This is a genomic window from Mycolicibacterium arabiense (genome assembly GCF_010731815.2).
Taxonomy (GTDB): Bacteria; Actinomycetota; Actinomycetes; order Mycobacteriales; family Mycobacteriaceae; genus Mycobacterium; species Mycobacterium arabiense.
In genome coordinates this window covers 609,353-626,794 of record NZ_AP022593.1, presented here as the reverse complement: position 1 = coordinate 626,794, position 17,442 = coordinate 609,353, and the positions used below count along the sequence as shown (strand labels likewise).

At 70.6% G+C, this 17,442-nt stretch carries 19 protein-coding genes; 10 read left to right on the top strand and 9 right to left on the bottom strand.

Features of this window, described 5'->3' with window-relative positions:
* Positions 1–21: 21 nt before the first annotated feature.
* Positions 22–798, bottom strand: coding sequence for an LmeA family phospholipid-binding protein (locus G6N61_RS04680; protein WP_163917479.1), 777 nt, complete (start codon positions 796–798; stop codon positions 22–24).
* 87 nt (positions 799–885) lie between these two features.
* Between G6N61_RS04680 and G6N61_RS04675 the strand changes: the two genes are divergently transcribed.
* Complete coding sequence (locus G6N61_RS04675; RefSeq protein ID WP_163917478.1) at positions 886–1,353, top strand: NUDIX hydrolase; 468 nt, start codon at positions 886–888, stop codon at positions 1,351–1,353.
* Between the two features lie 28 nt (positions 1,354–1,381).
* Here the strand turns inward: G6N61_RS04675 and G6N61_RS04670 are convergent, their stop codons facing one another.
* The 5 genes from G6N61_RS04670 to lysA form a co-directional block, all read right to left on the bottom strand.
* Positions 1,382–2,488, bottom strand: a complete 1,107-nt coding sequence (locus G6N61_RS04670) for a PDR/VanB family oxidoreductase (RefSeq protein ID WP_163917477.1) — start codon at positions 2,486–2,488, stop codon at positions 1,382–1,384.
* Positions 2,488–3,387, bottom strand: a complete 900-nt coding sequence (locus G6N61_RS04665) for a metal-dependent hydrolase (protein ID WP_163917476.1) — start codon at positions 3,385–3,387, stop codon at positions 2,488–2,490. The genes G6N61_RS04670 and G6N61_RS04665 overlap by 1 nt, the downstream gene beginning before the upstream one ends.
* A gap of 82 nt (positions 3,388–3,469) precedes the next feature.
* Positions 3,470–3,886, bottom strand: a complete 417-nt coding sequence (locus tag G6N61_RS04660) for a hypothetical protein (RefSeq protein ID WP_163917475.1) — start codon at positions 3,884–3,886, stop codon at positions 3,470–3,472.
* A 65-nt stretch (positions 3,887–3,951) separates the two neighbouring features.
* Positions 3,952–6,096, bottom strand: a complete 2,145-nt coding sequence (malQ, locus tag G6N61_RS04655; RefSeq protein WP_163917474.1) for a 4-alpha-glucanotransferase — start codon at positions 6,094–6,096, stop codon at positions 3,952–3,954.
* A gap of 51 nt (positions 6,097–6,147) precedes the next feature.
* On the bottom strand, positions 6,148–7,434 hold the full coding sequence (gene lysA, locus G6N61_RS04650; protein ID WP_235887410.1) for a diaminopimelate decarboxylase: 1,287 nt from the start codon (positions 7,432–7,434) through the stop codon (positions 6,148–6,150).
* 21 nt (positions 7,435–7,455) lie between these two features.
* Between lysA and G6N61_RS04645 the strand changes: the two genes are divergently transcribed.
* Positions 7,456–8,655: an MFS transporter gene (locus G6N61_RS04645; RefSeq protein WP_163917473.1), complete on the top strand. Its 1,200-nt coding sequence runs from the start codon at positions 7,456–7,458 to the stop codon at positions 8,653–8,655.
* Here the strand turns inward: G6N61_RS04645 and G6N61_RS04640 are convergent.
* Both G6N61_RS04640 and G6N61_RS04635 read right to left on the bottom strand, forming a co-directional pair.
* Positions 8,624–8,950 carry a DMT family transporter gene (locus G6N61_RS04640; protein ID WP_163917472.1) on the bottom strand — a complete coding sequence of 109 codons (327 nt, stop codon included), beginning with the start codon at positions 8,948–8,950 and terminating at the stop codon, positions 8,624–8,626. The two genes, G6N61_RS04645 and G6N61_RS04640, sit on opposite strands and share 32 nt — an antisense overlap.
* Positions 8,947–9,288 (bottom strand): DMT family transporter, encoded by a 342-nt coding sequence (locus tag G6N61_RS04635; protein ID WP_163917471.1) that lies wholly within the window; start codon positions 9,286–9,288, stop codon positions 8,947–8,949. The genes G6N61_RS04640 and G6N61_RS04635 overlap by 4 nt, the downstream gene beginning before the upstream one ends.
* Positions 9,289–9,462: 174 nt before the next feature.
* Between G6N61_RS04635 and G6N61_RS04630 the strand changes: the two genes are divergently transcribed.
* From G6N61_RS04630 to G6N61_RS04605, 6 genes are all read left to right on the top strand, one after another.
* Complete coding sequence (locus G6N61_RS04630) at positions 9,463–10,110, top strand: vWA domain-containing protein (RefSeq protein ID WP_179973566.1); 648 nt, start codon at positions 9,463–9,465, stop codon at positions 10,108–10,110.
* 20 nt (positions 10,111–10,130) lie between these two features.
* A complete protein-coding gene (locus G6N61_RS04625; protein ID WP_163917470.1) occupies positions 10,131–11,705 on the top strand; it encodes a carboxylesterase/lipase family protein in 1,575 nt (524 codons plus the stop codon).
* Positions 11,706–11,751: 46 nt separating this feature from the next.
* Positions 11,752–12,711, top strand: a complete 960-nt coding sequence (locus G6N61_RS04620; protein ID WP_163924597.1) for a sterol desaturase family protein — start codon at positions 11,752–11,754, stop codon at positions 12,709–12,711.
* A gap of 43 nt (positions 12,712–12,754) precedes the next feature.
* Positions 12,755–14,161: an NAD(P)/FAD-dependent oxidoreductase gene (locus G6N61_RS04615; RefSeq protein WP_163917469.1), complete on the top strand. Its 1,407-nt coding sequence runs from the start codon at positions 12,755–12,757 to the stop codon at positions 14,159–14,161.
* A gap of 108 nt (positions 14,162–14,269) precedes the next feature.
* On the top strand, positions 14,270–14,995 hold the full coding sequence (locus tag G6N61_RS04610) for an Rv1815 family serine proteinase (RefSeq protein ID WP_235887409.1): 726 nt from the start codon (positions 14,270–14,272) through the stop codon (positions 14,993–14,995).
* A 56-nt stretch (positions 14,996–15,051) separates the two neighbouring features.
* Complete coding sequence (locus G6N61_RS04605) at positions 15,052–15,660, top strand: SecDF P1 head subdomain-containing protein (RefSeq protein WP_163917468.1); 609 nt, start codon at positions 15,052–15,054, stop codon at positions 15,658–15,660.
* A gap of 2 nt (positions 15,661–15,662) precedes the next feature.
* Here G6N61_RS04605 and G6N61_RS04600 read toward each other — a convergent pair whose 3' ends face one another.
* Positions 15,663–16,103: a nitroreductase/quinone reductase family protein gene (locus G6N61_RS04600; RefSeq protein ID WP_163917467.1), complete on the bottom strand. Its 441-nt coding sequence runs from the start codon at positions 16,101–16,103 to the stop codon at positions 15,663–15,665.
* A 103-nt stretch (positions 16,104–16,206) separates the two neighbouring features.
* Here G6N61_RS04600 and G6N61_RS04595 point away from each other — a divergent pair, with 103 nt between their 5' ends.
* Positions 16,207–16,884: a TetR/AcrR family transcriptional regulator gene (locus G6N61_RS04595; protein WP_198339326.1), complete on the top strand. Its 678-nt coding sequence runs from the start codon at positions 16,207–16,209 to the stop codon at positions 16,882–16,884.
* Between the two features lie 55 nt (positions 16,885–16,939).
* Positions 16,940–17,437, top strand: a complete 498-nt coding sequence (locus G6N61_RS04590) for a VOC family protein (RefSeq protein ID WP_163917465.1) — start codon at positions 16,940–16,942, stop codon at positions 17,435–17,437.
* Positions 17,438–17,442: the final 5 nt, after the last annotated feature.

The window sequence follows — 17,442 nt, the reverse complement described above, 5'->3', positions numbered from 1 at the left end:
CGAAACTCTAGCGAAGGAACCTCAACGGTCCCTGCCGGGCCAGATCACCTGCAACGGCCCACCCACGGAACTCAGCTGCGCGACGACGTCCTCGAGGCGGGTACGCGGTACGTCGGCCCGCCATTCGTCCAGCGTGCCGCTGATGCGCACCACACCGGGGGCGAAGTCCACCTCGGTGATGCGGAACCCGTGCGGCAGGTCGGGCAACCGGACCCGATAGCCGGGCGTGCGGTTCGGCAGCGACCACCGGCGGCGGCGCACCACCGCCTGCGGCACCAGCCACAGCGTGGAGCCCTCGAGCCGCGCCGTCACCTCCAGCGATCCCGCGCCCTCCCTGCGGGCGACGTGCAGCCGGGCGACGCCGTCGGCGTCGACGCGGCCGCCCAGCCTGGGTGCACCGGCCCGGAACAGATGGTCGAGCGTCGGCGCGGGGACGTCGACGCTCACGTCGACGGGTGCGGCGACCAGCACCGGCGGCACGGTCGGCGTGACGTGGACGTCGTGCAGCACGGCACTCGCCCGGTCCAGGGCGTGGCCGTTCCACCGCACGTCGCGCGCGGTGAGCCGGATGTCGTCGAGTCGCCCAGCCCCCACGCTGCGCAGATCCAGCCGGGACACCAGGTCGTCGACGGTGAGCTCCAGGCGCCCACCGCCCGTCCGCACCGTCAGACGACGGCCCCTGATCAGCCCGCGGATGGTGATGAACGTGCTCAGATACGCCGCCGTCACCCCGGTGTTGGCCAGCACGTCGAGTGAGCGACGAGGATCCCAGTGGCGGAGCGGCCAGGGACGCGTCACCGGTCCAGCATCGTGCATCCCCGATCGCGTGCCAACCGCAGGGGTCCGCAGCGCGGGCGCCCCGCCGGCCCTCCGTAGGCTCGTCGCGTGCCCAAGCTCAGCGCCGGACTGCTGCTGTACCGCATCACCGACGACGGGGTCGAGGTGCTGCTCGGCCATCCCGGAGGCCCGTTCTGGGCCCGCAAGGACGACGGCGCCTGGTCGATCCCCAAGGGCGAGTACACGACCGACGAGGACCCGTGGTCGGCTGCGCGGCGGGAGTTCCGCGAGGAGATCGGGTTCGACGCCCCGGACGGCCCGCGGGTCGACCTGCCCCCTGTCAAGCAGGCCGGCGGCAAGGTGGTCACGGCGTTCGCGGTCCAGGGTGACCTCGACGTCACCGACAGCGTCAGCAACACCTTCGAGCTGGAGTGGCCCAAGGGGTCGGGCCGCGTCAAGGAGTACCCGGAGGTGGACCGGGTGGCATGGCTGCCGATCGAGGCGGCCCGGGTGAAGCTGTTGAAAGGTCAATTGCCGCTGCTGGATTCGCTGCTCGAGCATCTCGCAGCCGACTGACCGCCTTGCTCTCGATGCGCCAGCGACCTCAGAGGTCCAGGACGAGTCCCTCGTCGTCGGCGGCCCGGGAAACGCAGACCAGCATCATGCCCGCCTCCCGTTCCGGTTCGGTCAGCAGTGTGTCGCGGTGGTCCACGCTGCCTGCGAGCACACGCGTGCGGCACGTGCCGCAGAAACCCTGCTGACACGAATACGGCACGTGCACGCCGGAACTCACCAAGGCCGACAGCACCGTCGTCGTGGCTCCGACCCGGACCACGTCATCCGTACCCGCGACCCGCACGGTGAAGTCACGGCCGTCGACGACGGGCGGCGCGGCGAACCGCTCGAAGTGCAACTCCACGTCGTCGCGGCCGACGAGATGCGTGCGCACCGACGTCAACAGGGCCGCGGGGCCGCAGGCGTACACCGTGGTGCCCGTCGGACAGTCTCCGACCAGATCGGCCGCAGTGGGCAACCCGGACTCGTCGTCGGTCCGGATCGTCACGCGCTCGCCGAAGCGGGCGACCTCGTCGAGGAACGGCAGGCTGTCGGCGCTGCGTCCGACGTAGACCATCGACCAGTCGACGCCGAGCCGTTGCGCCGCGGCCAGCATCGGCAGGATCGGCGTGATGCCGATGCCGCCCGCGATGAACCGGACGCGGCGGGCGGGGGAGCCGTAGCCGGGCACGGTCAGGGGGAAGGCGTTGCGCGGGCCACTCGTGGTGACCTGGGAACCGACGTGCAGGTCGTCGTGCACCTCGACCGATCCACCGCCGCCGCCGGGGATGCGGCGCACGGCGATGCGGTACGCGGACTCGTCGTCGGGGTCACCGCACAGCGAGTACTGGCGCAGCCTGCCGCTCGGGAGGCGGATGTCGATGTGCGATCCGGGATGCCAGCGCGGCAGTGGCCCGCCGCCAGGCGGGGTCAGCCGCAGGGCGATCACGTCCTGGTCGTGCGCGACCACCGTGCGGTCGGCGACCACCAGCGCGACGTCGCGGTCGACCTCGGGCAGCGGCGCCACCTTGCGGACGGCGGCCGACAGCGCGAACAGGCCGCTCACCGCGACGTCGGCGATGCCGAGGCTCCAGTCGTGGCGCAGCCTCCCCGACGCGCTCGGTGGCGCCTGCCGCATCCGGGCGACGATCCCCATCAAAGATGCGCCGCGCGGGCGGCCGGCGACGTGGCCAGATACGACACGGCCTGGGCCGTCGAGCCCATCTCCTCGGGCGTGAAACTCGGCTTGAAGTACACGAAGGTGTTGGCGCCGAACAACTTTCGATACAACGGCAACAGTCCCACCTTGGAGTCACGCATGCGCATGCGCTGCATCTGCCACCACGAGACGTCGAGGCTGGGATCGGACTTCGTCAGGTACCACGCCCCGCGCTGGAAGAACGTCGCAATCATGACGATCGACACCGCCATCGCGCGGATCCGGTCGAGGTAGCTGTCGTGGAAGTACATCGCGACGTCATGGGCCACCATGCGGTGCTCGACCTCTTCGGCGCCGTGCCAGCGGAACAGGTCGACCATCGTCGGGTCGGCGCCGTGCTCGTCCCACGCGCAGTTCAGCGCGAAATCACCCATCACCGCGGTGTAGTGCTCGATGGCGGCGATCAGCCACAACCGGTCGCACAGGTGGTTGAGCCGCTTCGCCGGATCGGAGGACTTGCTGGGCGCGAGCACCTTCTCGAACACGTACTCGATCTGGTCCAGGATCGGTCCGACGTCGACGCCGTGGTGGACCATGTACTCCCGCAACACCTTGTCGTGGACGTCGGCGTGCGTGGCCTCCTGGCCGATGAACCCGCGGATGTCCTCGGCGAGCTTCGGGTCCTTCACGAGCGGGAGCGCCTCGTTGTAGGTCTCGACGAACCACCGCTCGGCGGCGGGCAGTACGACGTTGAGCAGGCTGATGACGTTGGACGCCACGGGGTGCTTCGGAATCCACTGCAGCGGGATGTCCCCGACGTCGAAGTGGACCTTGCGGGCCTGGATCTGAACCGGCCCGGGGTCGATCTCGGTGATGGTGCGCTGCGGACGCGACATGTGGCCCCCTCCTCAGGACGTGGCAGGGGGAGTCTACGACGCTACGTGGGACCGCCGGTAGCGCGTAGGTGCGGTGACGAGGTCAGCCGACGGGTACCGGCACGCCGACGGGGCCGCCGTAGGTGCCCTGACCCGCGCCGGGCGCGGGTGCGTTCCCACCGGGGCCCGGCTTGGCCTGGCCCGCACCGGCCGGGGTGTTGGCCGTGGCGTTGAGCACGGCTTCTTCGGTGCAGTCCACGTTGAGGTACATCCGGCCACCGCCGGTGACCTTCTGCTGGGAGACGATGCACTCGGCCTGCGGGTAGTCGCTGCCGACCGCTCCGCCGAAGAAGGCCTTGACGTTCTGGCTCTTCAGGATTGCCAGCGCACGTGCGTAGGGCTCGCCCACGACGTTCAGCGAGCTGGCGCTGGCGGGTTCCGCGTAGGCGACACCCGGGCTGATGAGAGCGATCGTGGCGGCGGCGATGGCGCCAGCGCCCAGAACGGCGAATTTCTTCACGTGACCTCCGTGTGTCGGGGTGCGGCTGCGAACATATCGCAGTTCAGTCCCATGAGAAACTTCGGTCACTCATCGTCGGGCGTTACCTGATCGTGCATCACCTGGGCCAAGGTCGCAGCGCGGGCGTCGGCGAACACGTCCTCCAGCAGCATCACGCGGCCATCCGAGCCGGCCAGCGGAACGCGCCAGTTGGGGTATTCGTCGACGGTGCCGGGCTGGTTCTGGGTGCGGACGTCGCCGACCGCGTCCGGCAGGGCCAGCGCGAGCAGTCGCGACGGCGTCCGGCCCAGGTACTCGTACAGCGCGCGCACCACGTCGTCCACGGAGTCGTCCACCTCGGCGTCCTGGGCCAGCAGGCCTACCCTGCGCAGCTCGGCGAGCCACGCCTCCTGCTCGGCCCGGTCGGCGGCCAGCTCCTCCTCGGTGGACCGGGTGAGCAGACCGAGTTCGCTGCGGATCCGGACGTGCTCGCCGGCCAGGTAGCCGGCGGTGGGCGGCAGGTCGTGGGTCGTCACCGCGGACAGGCAGTACTCCCGCCACCGGCTGGCCGGCAACGGCCCACCTTCCCCGTCGGATTCGAACCACAGGATCGACGTGCCGAGCAGGCCGCGCTCGAGCAGGTATTCGCGCACCCACGGCTCGACCACGCCGAGGTCCTCGCCGACCACGACGGCCCCGGCCCGGTAGGCCTCCAGCGCGACGATGCCGATCATCGCCTCGTGGTCGTAGCGCACGTAGGTGCCCTCGGTGGGTGCGGCCCCACGCGGGATCCACCACAGCCGGAACAACCCGATGATGTGGTCGATCCGCACGCCGCCGGAGTGGCGCAACGCCGCCCCGACGACGGCGCGGAACGGCTCGTAGGCGGTGTCGACGAGCCGGTCCGGCCGCCACGGCGGCTGCGACCAGTCCTGGCCGAGCTGGTTGAACTCGTCGGGCGGCGCGCCCGCGGCCACCCCGAGCGCCAGCACGTCCTGCATGGCCCAGGCGTCGGCGCCGTCGGGGTCGACGCCGACCGCGAGGTCGTGCATGACGCCCAGCGGCATCCCGGCCGCGACAGCGGTCGCCTGCGCGCCGGTCAGCTGGTCGTCGAGCTGCCACTGCAGCCACCGGTGGAAGTCCACCGCGTCGGCATGCTTCGCCGCGAATTTCGCCACCGCGGGGTTCGACGGGTGCTGCAGCTCCTCGGGCCACGCGTGCCAGTCGTTGCCGTGCACTTCCGCCAGTGCGCACCACGTCGCGAACGAGTCGAGGCTCGCTCCCTCCCTGGCGCGGTACCCGGCGTACGCCAGCTCGCGGCCCGCCGAACGGGGTACCCGGTAGAGGTGCTTCAGCGCAGCGCGCTTGCTCTTCCACGCGGCGTCGCGGTCGACGAGTTCGCTTGCCGCAGCCCGTGACTGGGCCGATTTGCGCGCCTTGCGCATGCGGCCGCGATCGCGCGCGTAGGCGTACTCGGGAACCGCCTCCACCCGCAGATAGATCGGGTTGACGAACCTGCGCGACGTCGGCAGGTACGGCGAGGGTTCCATCGGCGCGGTGGGCGCCGCGGCGTGCAGGGGGTTCACCAAGATGAAGCCCGCGCCGTGCACGCCTGCCGACCACACCGCCAGATCGGTCAGATCGGTGAGGTCGCCGATGCCCCACGACCGGTCCGAGCGCACGCTGTAGAGCTGGGTGGCCAGGCCCCAGCTGCGCCCGACGGCGAGCCGGGCGGGCAGCGGCAGCGTGGTGGGGGTGACGATGACCGTGGCCGTGTCCTCCCGGGAGCCGGCCCGCACGTGCAGCCGGTGGTACCCGATGGGCAGGTGCGCGGGCAGCTCGAACGTGGCCTCGCCGATCAGCTGACCGTCGAGGTCGAACGGCGGCGCGTTGTTCTCCAACTGACGCAGACCCGTGCGCACCGAACCGTCCTCGAGGCGGATCCACGGCTCGACCGGCGCGCCGTGCTCGACGTGCACCCAGAACGTCGCCGACCGGTCGGTGCGGGTGACGATCGTCGGCGTCACGCAACGCTGCCAGTGCCTGCGATCGTGCTCGGCCAGGGAGGCCGCGCGCTGCTCGTCGTCGGCGGCGGGCACCCCCAGCGCCTCGAGCACCGCGACCAGTGTCGACTCCGCAGCCGGTCGATACCGTCCGCTCCAGTCATCGAAGCCGGTGGCCACGCCGTGACGACGAGCCAGGTCGACCAGGGACGGGGGAAGCTCGCTCATGGCCGCAATACTGCCGAACCCCGGCGTACCGCGCGCACCGCCCCGACCTGACTACGGGTCGACGTCGCGGGCCAGCAGATCGGCCCAGGTGTCGCGTCGGACCACCAGGCGGGCGACGCCGTCCTCGACGAACACCACGGGCACCCGGCGGGCCCCGTTGTACTGGTTCGACATCGTGTAGCAGTAGGCGCCGGTGACCGGAACCGCGAGCAGATCGCCGACGGCGGGCCCCGGCAGGCAGATGCGGTCGATCAGTTGGTCACCGGACTCGCAGTGCCTGCCGACGACCGTCACCGGCTCGCCGCCCGGCCCGAACCGCGTCGCGATCGCGGCTTCGAACCGCTGCCCGGTCAGCGACACCTCGAGGTTGTCGCCCATGCCTCCGTCGACCGCGACGTGGGTGACGGTCCCGCGCTTGACGGTCGTGACGCGATACAGCGTGCACGCCGCCGCGGCGACCATGCTGCGGCCGGGTTCGACGATGATCCGGCACCCCGCGGGCAGCAGTTCGCGTGCCCGATCCACCAGGGCGTCGGCGTAGGCGTCGAGGTCCGGCGCGTGCTCGCCGTAGGTGTATCGCACGCCGAGCCCACCGCCCAGGTCGTAGGTGTCGAACGTGCCCAGTGCGGCGATGGGTGCCACGGCCGCGGCGAGTTCGTCGACGTCGAGCAGTTGCGACCCGACGTGGGTGTGCAGCCCGTCGAGCCGCAGCACGGGGCTGCGGTCGATCCGGGCGATCGCCTCGCGCGCCTGTTCGGGTGACAGCCCGAACTTCGACCCGGTGTGGCCGGTGGCCTGCGAGGCATGCGTGCTCGCCGCCACCCCGGGAATGACGCGGACCAGGCAGGGCTGCGGCGCGGCGGCCCGCCGGGCCGCCGACTCCAACCTGTCGATGTCGTCGAAGTTGTCGACCACGACGAGCCCGACGCCGTGGTCGAGCGCCATCGCGATCTCCTCGTCGGACTTGGCTTTGCCGTGCACGACCAGCGCGGCCGGATCGGCGCCCGCCTTGAGCGCGCCCAGGATCTCGCCGCCGCCCGCGACGTCGAGGTGCAGCCCGTTGGCGACCATCACGCGCTGCACGGCGGTGCACGGGAACGACTTCGACGCGAACGCGACGTCGGCGCGCGGCCAGCGGCTCCGGAAGGCCGCCAGGTAGTCGCGGGCCCGGCGCGCCAGGGCGCCCGAGTCGACCACGATCGCCGGGGTCCCGAACTCCTCGGCGACGTCGTCGAGGCGGCACCCTCCGATGATCAGCGTGCCGTCGTCTTCGACGCGGGCGTCTGGCGGGAACAGGCCCAGCAGATCGTCTGCGACGGGCTCGATCGATGTCGTCACCGGGCCAGTATCGTCGCCGTAATGGTCGCGGGCCCGGTGGATTCGATGCACGCCCAGACGGCCCGCCGCGCCAGGTTCGCGACCGCCGCACTGTTCCTCACCAACGGGGCATTGTTCGCCAACCTCGCGCCGCGGTTGCCCGAGATCAAGACCGATCTGGGCCTGGACAACACCACCTACGGCCTCGTGGTCGCGGCGTTCCCGACCGGTGCGCTGGCTGCGGGCCTGTTGGCAGGCCCGCTGATCCGGAGGTTCACCTCCGCGCGGATGGCGGTGGTGGGTTCCGCGGGCATTGCCGTGCTCGTGGCCGTGGCCGCGTCGTCGCCGATGGCCGTCCTCGTCGCCATGGCCCTGTTCATCGGTGGTGCGAGCGACGCCATCACCGACGTGGCCCAGAACACGCACGGGCTGCGGGTGCAACGCGTCTACGGCAGGTCGATCATCAACTCGCTGCACGCGGTCTGGTCGATGGGTGCGGTGTTGGGCAGCGCCATGGCAGCCGCGGCGATCGCGACCGGCGTGCCTCGGCAACTGCACCTCGTCGTCACCGCGGTCGTCTTCACCTCGGTGACGCTGGTCGCGTACCGCTTCCTGCTGCGCGGGCCCGACACCGACCCGGAGGAGTGGGCACCGGGCGGCTTCCGCCGCGCCGGACGCCGCGTCTACGCGGCGCTGATGCTGCTGGTGCTGATCGCGGTGGCGGGCGCGGTGGTCGAGGACGCGGGCAGCACGTGGGCGACGTTGTACCTGCGCGACGAACTGGGCGCCGCGGGTGCGATCGCGGTGCTCGGCTACATCGCCCTCCTGGGCTTCCAGTTCGTCGGGCGCGTCCTCGGCGACCCGCTGGTGGACCGCTTCGGCGAGCGGGCCGTGGCCCGCACCGGGGGCTTGGTCACGGCGGCGGGCATGGGAGCCGCACTGTGGGCGCCGAGCGTTCCCGCGACGATCGCCGGGTTCGCCGCGGCGGGCATCGGCATCGCCACGGCCATTCCGGCGGCCATGCACTGCGCCGACCGGCTGCCGGGCCTGCGCCCCGGGGCCGGGCTGACCGCGCTCGCCTGGTTGATGCGCGTCGGGTTCGTCGGGGCTCCACCGTTGGTGGGCGCGGTCGCCGATGCCACCAGCCTGCGGGTCGGACTGCTGATCGTTCCGATCGCCGGGGTCGTGGTGTTCGCCGCGGCGGGGGTGCTCAGTGGACGGCGCTCGCCAGCTCGATCGTGAGGACGCCTGCGACGATGAACGCGATGCCGATGACCATCTTGCGGGTCAACGGGTCACCGAAGAGGTAGCGGGCAACGACCGCCACCAACGCCACGCCGCACGCCGTCCAAATCCCGTACGCGACGCCGACCGGGACGCCGAGCGACAACGTCAGCCACAGCAGGTAGAACGACGTCAGGTAACCCAGGACGACGGGGGCGATCCACGCCTTCTTGCGGAAGCCGTCCGATGCCCGCAGGCCGAGCGTTGCGCCGACCTCGATGACGATCGCGGCCACCAGCACCAGCCACGTCACGGCGCCGGCTCCCGCTCGGCGGGGTGCGAGCCGAACTCGACGAACAGCACCCCGACGATGATCAGGCCGATGCCCGCCGCGATCTGCCAGGTGAATGGATCGCGGAAGATCAGCGCGGCCAGCACCGCCGTGCTTGCGGTGCCCACGGCGCCCCAGATGCCGTAGGCGACCCCGACGGGAACCCCTGCCCGCAGGACGAGGGTGAGGAGCACGAACGAGCCGAGGTAGCCGGCCACCACGAGCACCAGCCAGGCGCCGTCGTCCTGGGCTGCCCGCAGTGACAGCGTGGCGGCGACCTCGCTGAGGATGGCCGCGGTCAACAGTCCCCACTTCTGCACCCCGTCAACGTAGACCGTTGCCGGAGGGCGACTTCCGGGACACCGCAAATCAACCCGAGCGGTGTTTGCCAGCGGTTGAGCCACGAACGTGCTGGTCAGGCTGTTCGTCAGAGGGCGCGGGTAACCTGCATCCATCAGGGCGGCCCACCGCCCTCGCGACACAAGGAGCCATCGATGACCGATCCTCAGCGCACCCTCATCGCCGTACTGCTCGATCGGTCCGGCTCCATGCAGGCCATCAAGGACGACACCGAAGGTGGCTTCAACGCGTTCGTCGAACAGCAGCGCAACGAGCCGGGGGAGGCGAGAGTCACTCTCGCACAGTTTGATACGCACTACGAGGTGGTGTACGCCGATCGGCCGATCGAAGACGTGCCGCCGCTAGACCTGCAGCCGCGTGGCATGACGGCGCTCTACGACGCGCTCGGTCGGCTGATCACCGACGTCGGAGCCGAACTGGCGAGCCTGCCGGAGGCGCAGCGCCCCGGTCACGTGATCGTCGTCGTGATGACCGACGGGCTCGAGAACTCCAGCCGGGAGTGGACGCACGAGGCCGTCAGCGCGGCGATCAAGCGGCAGGAGAGCGAATACTCCTGGTACTTCGTATTCCTGGGCGCCAACATGGACGCGGTCGCGGTCGCGGCGCAGATGGGCTTCGACCAGTCCCGTTCCATGACCTACGGCGCGAATGACCAGGGCGTGGCGTCGGCGATGAGCGCGACCACCGCCTACGTGTCGCGGCAGCGCCGCTCCCGCACGGGATCCGCGGCGCCGGGCTTCTCACCGGAGGAACGACAGGCGTCGTTGGGCGGGAACCGGTGACGGGTCAGTCCGATCCCAGCGTGCCCGATTCCATCGGCTCCAAGTCGCCAGGCCCTCGCAGTCACCCGGTCGTCGACACCGCATACGGACCCGTGCGCGGTGTCGACGACGGATCGGTGAAGGTGTGGCGGGGCGTCCGCTACGCGGCGCCGCCGTCCGGCGAATTCCGTTGGCGCGCACCGCGTCCACCCGAACCCTGGACCGAGCCCGCAGACGCCACCCGGGTCGGGCCCGCGTGTCCCCAACCCACCGATCCGCGCATCCCCGTCGACCTGGGGGCGCCGCAGGGCGAGGACTGTCTGACGCTCAACGTGTGGGCGTCGTCGGACACCCAACCCGGCGACGGCAAGCCGGTGCTGGTGTGGGTGCACGGCGGGGCGTACATCCTGGGCTCGGCCGCGCAGCCGCTGTACCGCGGCGGCGTACTGACAGGCACGGGCGAGGCCGTGGTCGTGACGCTCAACTACCGGCTCGGTGCGTTCGGGTTCATGGACCTGTCGTCGTTCAGCACGCCGCGCACCCGGTTCGAGGGCAATCTCGGGTTGCGCGACGTCCTGTTCGCCCTGCAGTGGGTACGCGACAACGTCGCCGCGTTCGGTGGCGACCCGGGACGGGTGACCCTGTTCGGGGAGTCGGCCGGCGGCGGGATCGTGACGACGCTGCTCGCCACCCCGGAGGCCGGCGGGCTGTTCGCCGGCGCCATCGCGCAGAGTTCGCCCGTGACCTCGGTGTACGACGCCGGCCGTGCGCGCAGGGTGGCCGAGCAGTTCCTCGACGTCCTCGGACTCGACGCGAGCGACGCCGACCGGCTGGTCACTGCGCCGACCGGTGAGCTGCTGACCGCGTCCAAGCGGCTGTTCGACGACGTGCCGGTTCGCACGCCGGGCACGTTGGGGTTCGCGCCGATCGTCGACGGGGACCTGGTCCCCGACTACCCCGTGAACGTGGCCCGCGCGGGCAATACCCACCCCGTCCCGCTGATCATCGGCACCAATCGGCACGAGGCGGCCCTGTTCCGCTTCATGAAGTCACCGCTGATGCCGATCACGCCCGAGGCGATCAAGGCGATGTTCTCCCAGATCGCGGCCGAGCAGCCCGACCTGCGGCTGCCGACCGAGGCGGAGCTGCAGGCCGCGTACCGGGGTCGCGGCAAGACGCCGGGAATGGGCGTCGCCCGCGACATCGGGTTCCGCATGCCGTCGATCTGGTTCGCCGAGGGCCATGGCCGCGTGGCGCCGGTGTACACCTACCGATTCGACTGGGCCACCCCGATGCTGCGGATGCTGCGGCTCGGCGCGGCACACGCCACCGAATTGCCGTACGTGTGGGGCAACCTGGTCATCGGGCCGAGAGACCCGACGTTCAAGCTGGGTGGGCTCAAGACCGGCACCGCGGTGTCCGAGCGGGTGCGCGCCCGGTGGCTGAACTTCGCCGCCCACGGCGAACCGGACGGGCTGCCCGGCGAACCGCGGTGGCGGCCCTACCGCGAGTCGGATCGCGCGACGCTGGTCATCGACAAGCGCGACGCGGTACTCGACGACCCCGACCGGGACATGCGCGCGGCATGGGGTGACGCCGTTCTGAGCTTCCGGTGACGGCCGCTGGCTAAGCTTCCGGCTCGGAGGTGACGACGTGACCGTGCTGGCCGAGATCCGCGAGTTCCTGGACGTGCTCCCGCCGCAGATGCGGGATCCAGTGCTGTTCGCGATCCCGTTCTTCCTGCTGCTGCTGATCGTCGAATGGAGCGCTGCGCGCAAGCTCGAGCACCTCGAGGACGCCGACCGCGCGCCGGCCGGTGCCTACCAGCGACGCGACGCCTGGGCGAGTATCTCGATGGGCCTGGTGTCGGTGGCGACCACCGGGGCCTGGAAGTTCATCGCCCTGCTCGGCTACGCCGCGATCTACGCCTACGTCGCGCCGTGGCACCTGTCGTCGAGTGCCTGGTACACGTGGGTGATCGCCATACTCGGCGTCGACCTGCTGTTCTACGCCTACCACCGGATGGCCCACCGGGTGCGGCTGGTCTGGGCCACCCACCAGGCGCACCACTCCAGCAGGTACTTCAACTTCGCCACCGCACTGCGGCAGAAGTGGAACAACAGCGGCGAGATCCTGCTGTGGGTGCCGCTGCCGCTGCTCGGCGTACCCCCGTGGATGGTGTTCGCCAGCTTCTCGCTGAACCTGATCTACCAGTTCTGGGTCCACACCGAACGCATCGACCGGCTGTGGCGGCCAATCGAATTCGTGTTCAACACACCGTCGCACCATCGCGTGCACCACGGGATGGACGCCGAGTACCTCGACAAGAACTACGGCGGCATCCTCATCCTGTGGGACCGACTGTTCGGCAGCTACGCCGACGAGACGTTCCGCCCGCACTACGGGCTGACCAAGCAGGTCGACACGTTCAACATCTGGACGCTGCAGACGCACGAGTACGCCGCCATCGCCCGCGACGTCCGCCGGGCCACACGGTGGCGGCACCGGTTCGGTTACGCGTTCGGCCCGCCAGGCTGGGCACCGCCCGCCACGGTGCAGCCCGACATCCCGGAGCCGATGACGGCGACGCGATCTGCCGCGCCTTCGCCCGTTCGCAACTGATTCCGCACCGTCGAGCGGCCCGCGGACCCCGTACTGTCGCAGTGTGAAGACGGTCTTCGACGATGACGTCGATCCAGGTTTGGTCGAACGCTCGCTGGCGGGCAGCGTGCACGGATCGATGTGGCTCGACGTCGAGCGCCCGCACCACCCGACCCTGCCGGGGTCGATCACCTGCGACCTGGTGGTGGTGGGCGGCGGGTACACCGGGCTGTGGACCGCGCTGCACGCCGCGCGCCGCCACCCCGACCAGCGCATCGTGCTGCTCGAGGCGAACCGCATCGGCTGGGCGGCGTCGGGGCGCAACGGCGGGTTCGTCGAGGCGAGCCTGACCCACGGCGCCGAGAACGGGAAGAGCCGCTGGCCCGACGAGTTCGACACGCTCACGGCGATGGGTCTGGAGAACCTCGACGGCATGCAGGCCGAGATCGCCGAACTCGGCCTCGACGTCGAATGGCAGCGCTCCGGGATGCTGGCGGTGGCCACCGAGCCGCACCAGGTGCCGTGGCTCGAGGAGGCCGCCGAGGCCGGAGAGGGCCGCTTCCTCGGGCAGGCCGAGATCCAGGACGAGGTCCACTCGCCGACCTACCGCGCCGCGCTCTTCGAGCCCGACACGTGCGCGATCGTGCACCCGGCGAAGCTGGCGCTCGAACTCGCGCGTGCCTGCCGGGAGGCCGGTGTTCAGATCTTCGAGCACACCAACGCCGTCGCGCTCGACTCGGGCGGGGCCGCCGTGCGGATCGACACCGGCGGCGCGGTGGTGACCGCCCGCCATGCCGTGCTGGCCACGAACGTCTTCCATCACCTGTTGCGGCGCAACAGGTTGCGTACCGTTCCGGTCTACGACTACGTGCTGTCCACCGAACCGCTGACCGAGGAACAGATGGACCGCGTCGGATGGGTCGGCAGGCAGGGGATCGGTGACTCCGCCAACCAGTTCCACTACTACCGCCGCACGGCGGACAACCGGATCGTGTGGGGCGGCTACGACGCCGTCTACCACTTCGGGCGCAGGGTCGACCCGGCATACGAGGACCGCCCGGAGAGCTACCGCAGGCTCGCGCAGCATTTCTTCCTCACCTTCCCCCAGCTCGACGACGTGCGGTTCAGCCACCGGTGGGCAGGCGCCATCGACACCAACACCCGCTTCTGCGCGCACTGGGGTCTGGCCAGGGCCGGCCGGGTCGCCTACGTCAACGGCTTCACCGGCCTCGGCGTGGGCGCGGCCCGGTTCGCCGCCGACGTCTGTCTCGACCTGCTCGAGGGCGTCCCCACACCCCGCACCGAGCTGGAGATGGTCCGCCGCAAGCCGATGCCGTTCCCGCCGGAGCCGTTGGCCAGCATCGGCATTCAGGCGACCAGATGGTCGCTCGACCGTGCCGACCACTCGGCGGGGCGCCGCAACCTGTTGCTACGCACGCTCGACGCGGTCGGTCTCGGCTTCGACTCGTGATCCGCGGTGCCGTGCGGGGGCCTTCCCGTCGCGCTTTGTAACGAGCAGGCCACGATCGGATATGGGTAGGGTGAAGACCCCGTCTACCCACATGGATCGGAGCCGGCGATGCGGCAGCAGTGTTTGCGGGCGATCGTATTCGCCAGTGCCGTACTGACTGCCGCCGCGACGGCCGTGGTGGGTGCGCCGGTGCCCAGCGCCGCTGCGGAACCCGGCCTTGTCGTGTCGCCGGGCATGGAGATCCGGCAGGACCTCAACGTCTGCACGCTGGGCTTCGTCGACCTCCAGACCCGGACCGGGTACACCGCGGGGCACTGCAGGGGCGGCGGCGTGGTCAACGATCGCAACGGAGTGTTCGTCGGCAGCCAGACGATGTTCCGCGACAACACTCCCGACGGGGCGACGGTCGCCACCGACTATCAGATCTCGGACTGGCAGACGATCGCGCTGGCGCCCGAGGTCGTGATCAACGACGTGCTGCCCGGGGGCCGCCCGCTGGTCGCCGACCCGTCCGTGGTCCCCACGCAGGGCCAGCGCGTCTGCCACTTCGGCATCGTCACGGGGGAGAGCTGCGGGACCATCGAGTCGGTCAACAACGGCTGGTTCACGATGACCAACGGCGTGGTGAGCAAGAAGGGTGACTCCGGCGGCCCGGTGTACGTGCCGACCGACGATGGTCGCGCGGTCATCATCGGCATGTTCAACAGCACGTGGGGGAGCCTGCCTGCCGCGGTGTCGTGGCAGTCGATCAACCAGGAGATCCGCGAGGAGGTCGTGACGTCCTCGGCGGGCACCGTCGCGCCGCCGGGACCCGCGGTGCCGCCCGCGGCCTGACGCCCGTCGCCGTGTCGACGCGAAATGCCAAGCGGCTCACGTCCTAGGATGCGTGGGTGAGGCTCTCGACCGGCCGCTGGACGCGCCGCAAGATCACGATCGCAGTGCTGGCGTCCATCGGCATCCTGGCGATGGTCGGCACGACGTTCGCCTCGATTGCGATGCCCTTCCTGCAGCCCGATCCCGGCGACGTCCCGGCGCGCGCACAGCCCACGCCGACGTCGACCGAGCCGCGCCTGGTGATCAAGCCGCTCGCGGTGCGCCCCGTCGTCGAGGCGTTTCAGGCGCAACCCGGCCAGTGCGAGCCGCCGCCGGCCCCGGCGCCGCCGGTCGACCCACAGCCGGCGTGCGACGTGGAACGCAAGGCGCACTATCAGTTACAGCCGGTGGCCATCGAACTCGGCCTGACGAATGCGAAGACGATCAAGCTGCCGACGTCGGAGTTCTACAGCGTGCAGATCGTGATGGACACCCGCTCGAGCGCTGCCTTCGCCCAGTACACGACGGCCAACGTCGGTACGCAGGTCGCGTTCGTGCGCGACGGTCTGGTGCTGGCCGCACCCGCCATCACCCAGCCGATCGACGGTCAATCCATCCAGCTCTCCGGCGACCTGACCCAGCAGACCGCCGACACCATCGCCAGGATGATCCGCGACGGCTCCTAGAGTCACCGGCCGAGTTCGAACACCGGGATCGAGGGCGCGACCGCGCGGATCTGGTCGTCGGTGGAATCCGGTGTCAGGCCGCCGATGTGCCCCTTGACCTCCCAGAACCACCGCCGCACATAGGGCCGCAGGATCGCGGGCTTGGCTTCGTCGGGTAGCTCGGTGACCGTGACGCGGCGTCCATGCCAGCGCGGTCCCAGCTCGACCTCGCCGGCCGCCTGCGCGTTGCGCGCCCACTGGGTGTTGCCGCGCGGGGAGACCAGGAACCGTCTGCCGTCGACCTCGAGCAGGTTGACGACCACGCCGCGCACCTTGCCCGTCTTGCGGCCGCGCACGCGCAGCGCGGTGGTTCCCGCGATGCTGACGCCGGCCTCGGCGAGCACTCGGAACACCTCGTTCAACGCCCGTGCCGCAACGCCGGGCTCGTCGTATCTGGTGGTCATGTCAGTCCCTTCCGGTTCCGAGAGCGGTGCTCTCTATTTCCAATGTGCCACGCCCGGCGGGCAATTTCAAGAGCAGTGCTCTCGAATGTGCGAGACTGCGTCGGTGGGCAAGCGGCAGGATGCGCGGGACCGCATCGAGCGACGGATCATCGAGCTGGCACGCCGCCAGCTCGCGACCGACGGTGCCGCGGGACTCTCCGTGCGCGCGATCGCCCGCGACCTCGGCATGGTGTCCTCGGCGGTGTACCGCTACGTGGCGAGCCGCGACGAGCTGCTGACCATGCTGCTGATCGACGCCTACACCGAACTGGCCGACGCCGTCGACGCCGCGCGCCCGCCCGACGGGGAATGGCACGAGCAGATCCTCGCGATGGCCCACGCTGCGCGGGCCTGGGCGGTGGCCGATCCGGCCAGGTGGGCACTGCTGTACGGCAGCCCGGTGCCCGGCTACCACGCTCCCGCCGATCAGACCGTCGAACCCGGCACCCGCGTCGTCGGCTCGCTGCTCGCCGCCGTCGACGTAGGCATCCAGGCCGGTCAGGTGCCGCAGCGGAACACCCCGGTGCCACCCGCCACCGCACGCGACTTCGACGGCCTGCGCGAGGAGTTCGGCTTCTCCGGTGACGACGCCTCGCTGCTCGGCTGCCTGACGCTGTGGGCGGGGCTGATCGGCGCGATCAGCCTCGAGGTGTTCGGGCAGTACGGGCCGGACACGTTCGGCAACGTCTCGCCGCTGTTCGACGGCCAGGTGCGGCTCCTCACGGGCCTGCTCGCCGCCTGAGTCGAACTAGAACACGTTCTAGCCAGCGGCCGGGACGAGCGATATCCTCGGTGCGATGCTTGCCCAGACACCTGTCCAGATCGCCTGGGTGACGCGTGACCTGGCGGCGACCGAGACGGCCCTGACCGCCGTGCTCGGCGCCACCACTTGGGTGCGCATGCCCGACGTTCACTTCCCGCCCGACACGTGCACCTACCGCGGTCAGCCCGCCGACTTCACCGCGCACGTGTCGTTCTCCTACTCCGGAGACACCCAGCTCGAACTCATCGAGCCGATCTCCGGAGTCGGGCCGTACTCCGAGTTCCTCGACGCGTCCGGCCCCGGGCTGCACCACGTGTGCACGACCGCACCCGACGTCGACGCCTTCGACGCGATGGTGTCCGAGGCCTCGGGTGCCGACGGCGTCGAGGTCGTCGGACGCGGTGTGATGCCCGGCGGCATGCACTTCGCCTACCTGTCCGCACCGCAGGCAGGCGTGCCCTACCTGGAGATCGCGTACGTCCCGCCCGACATCCAGGCGTTCTTCGACCACGTCAAGCGGCAACAGACATGACCACC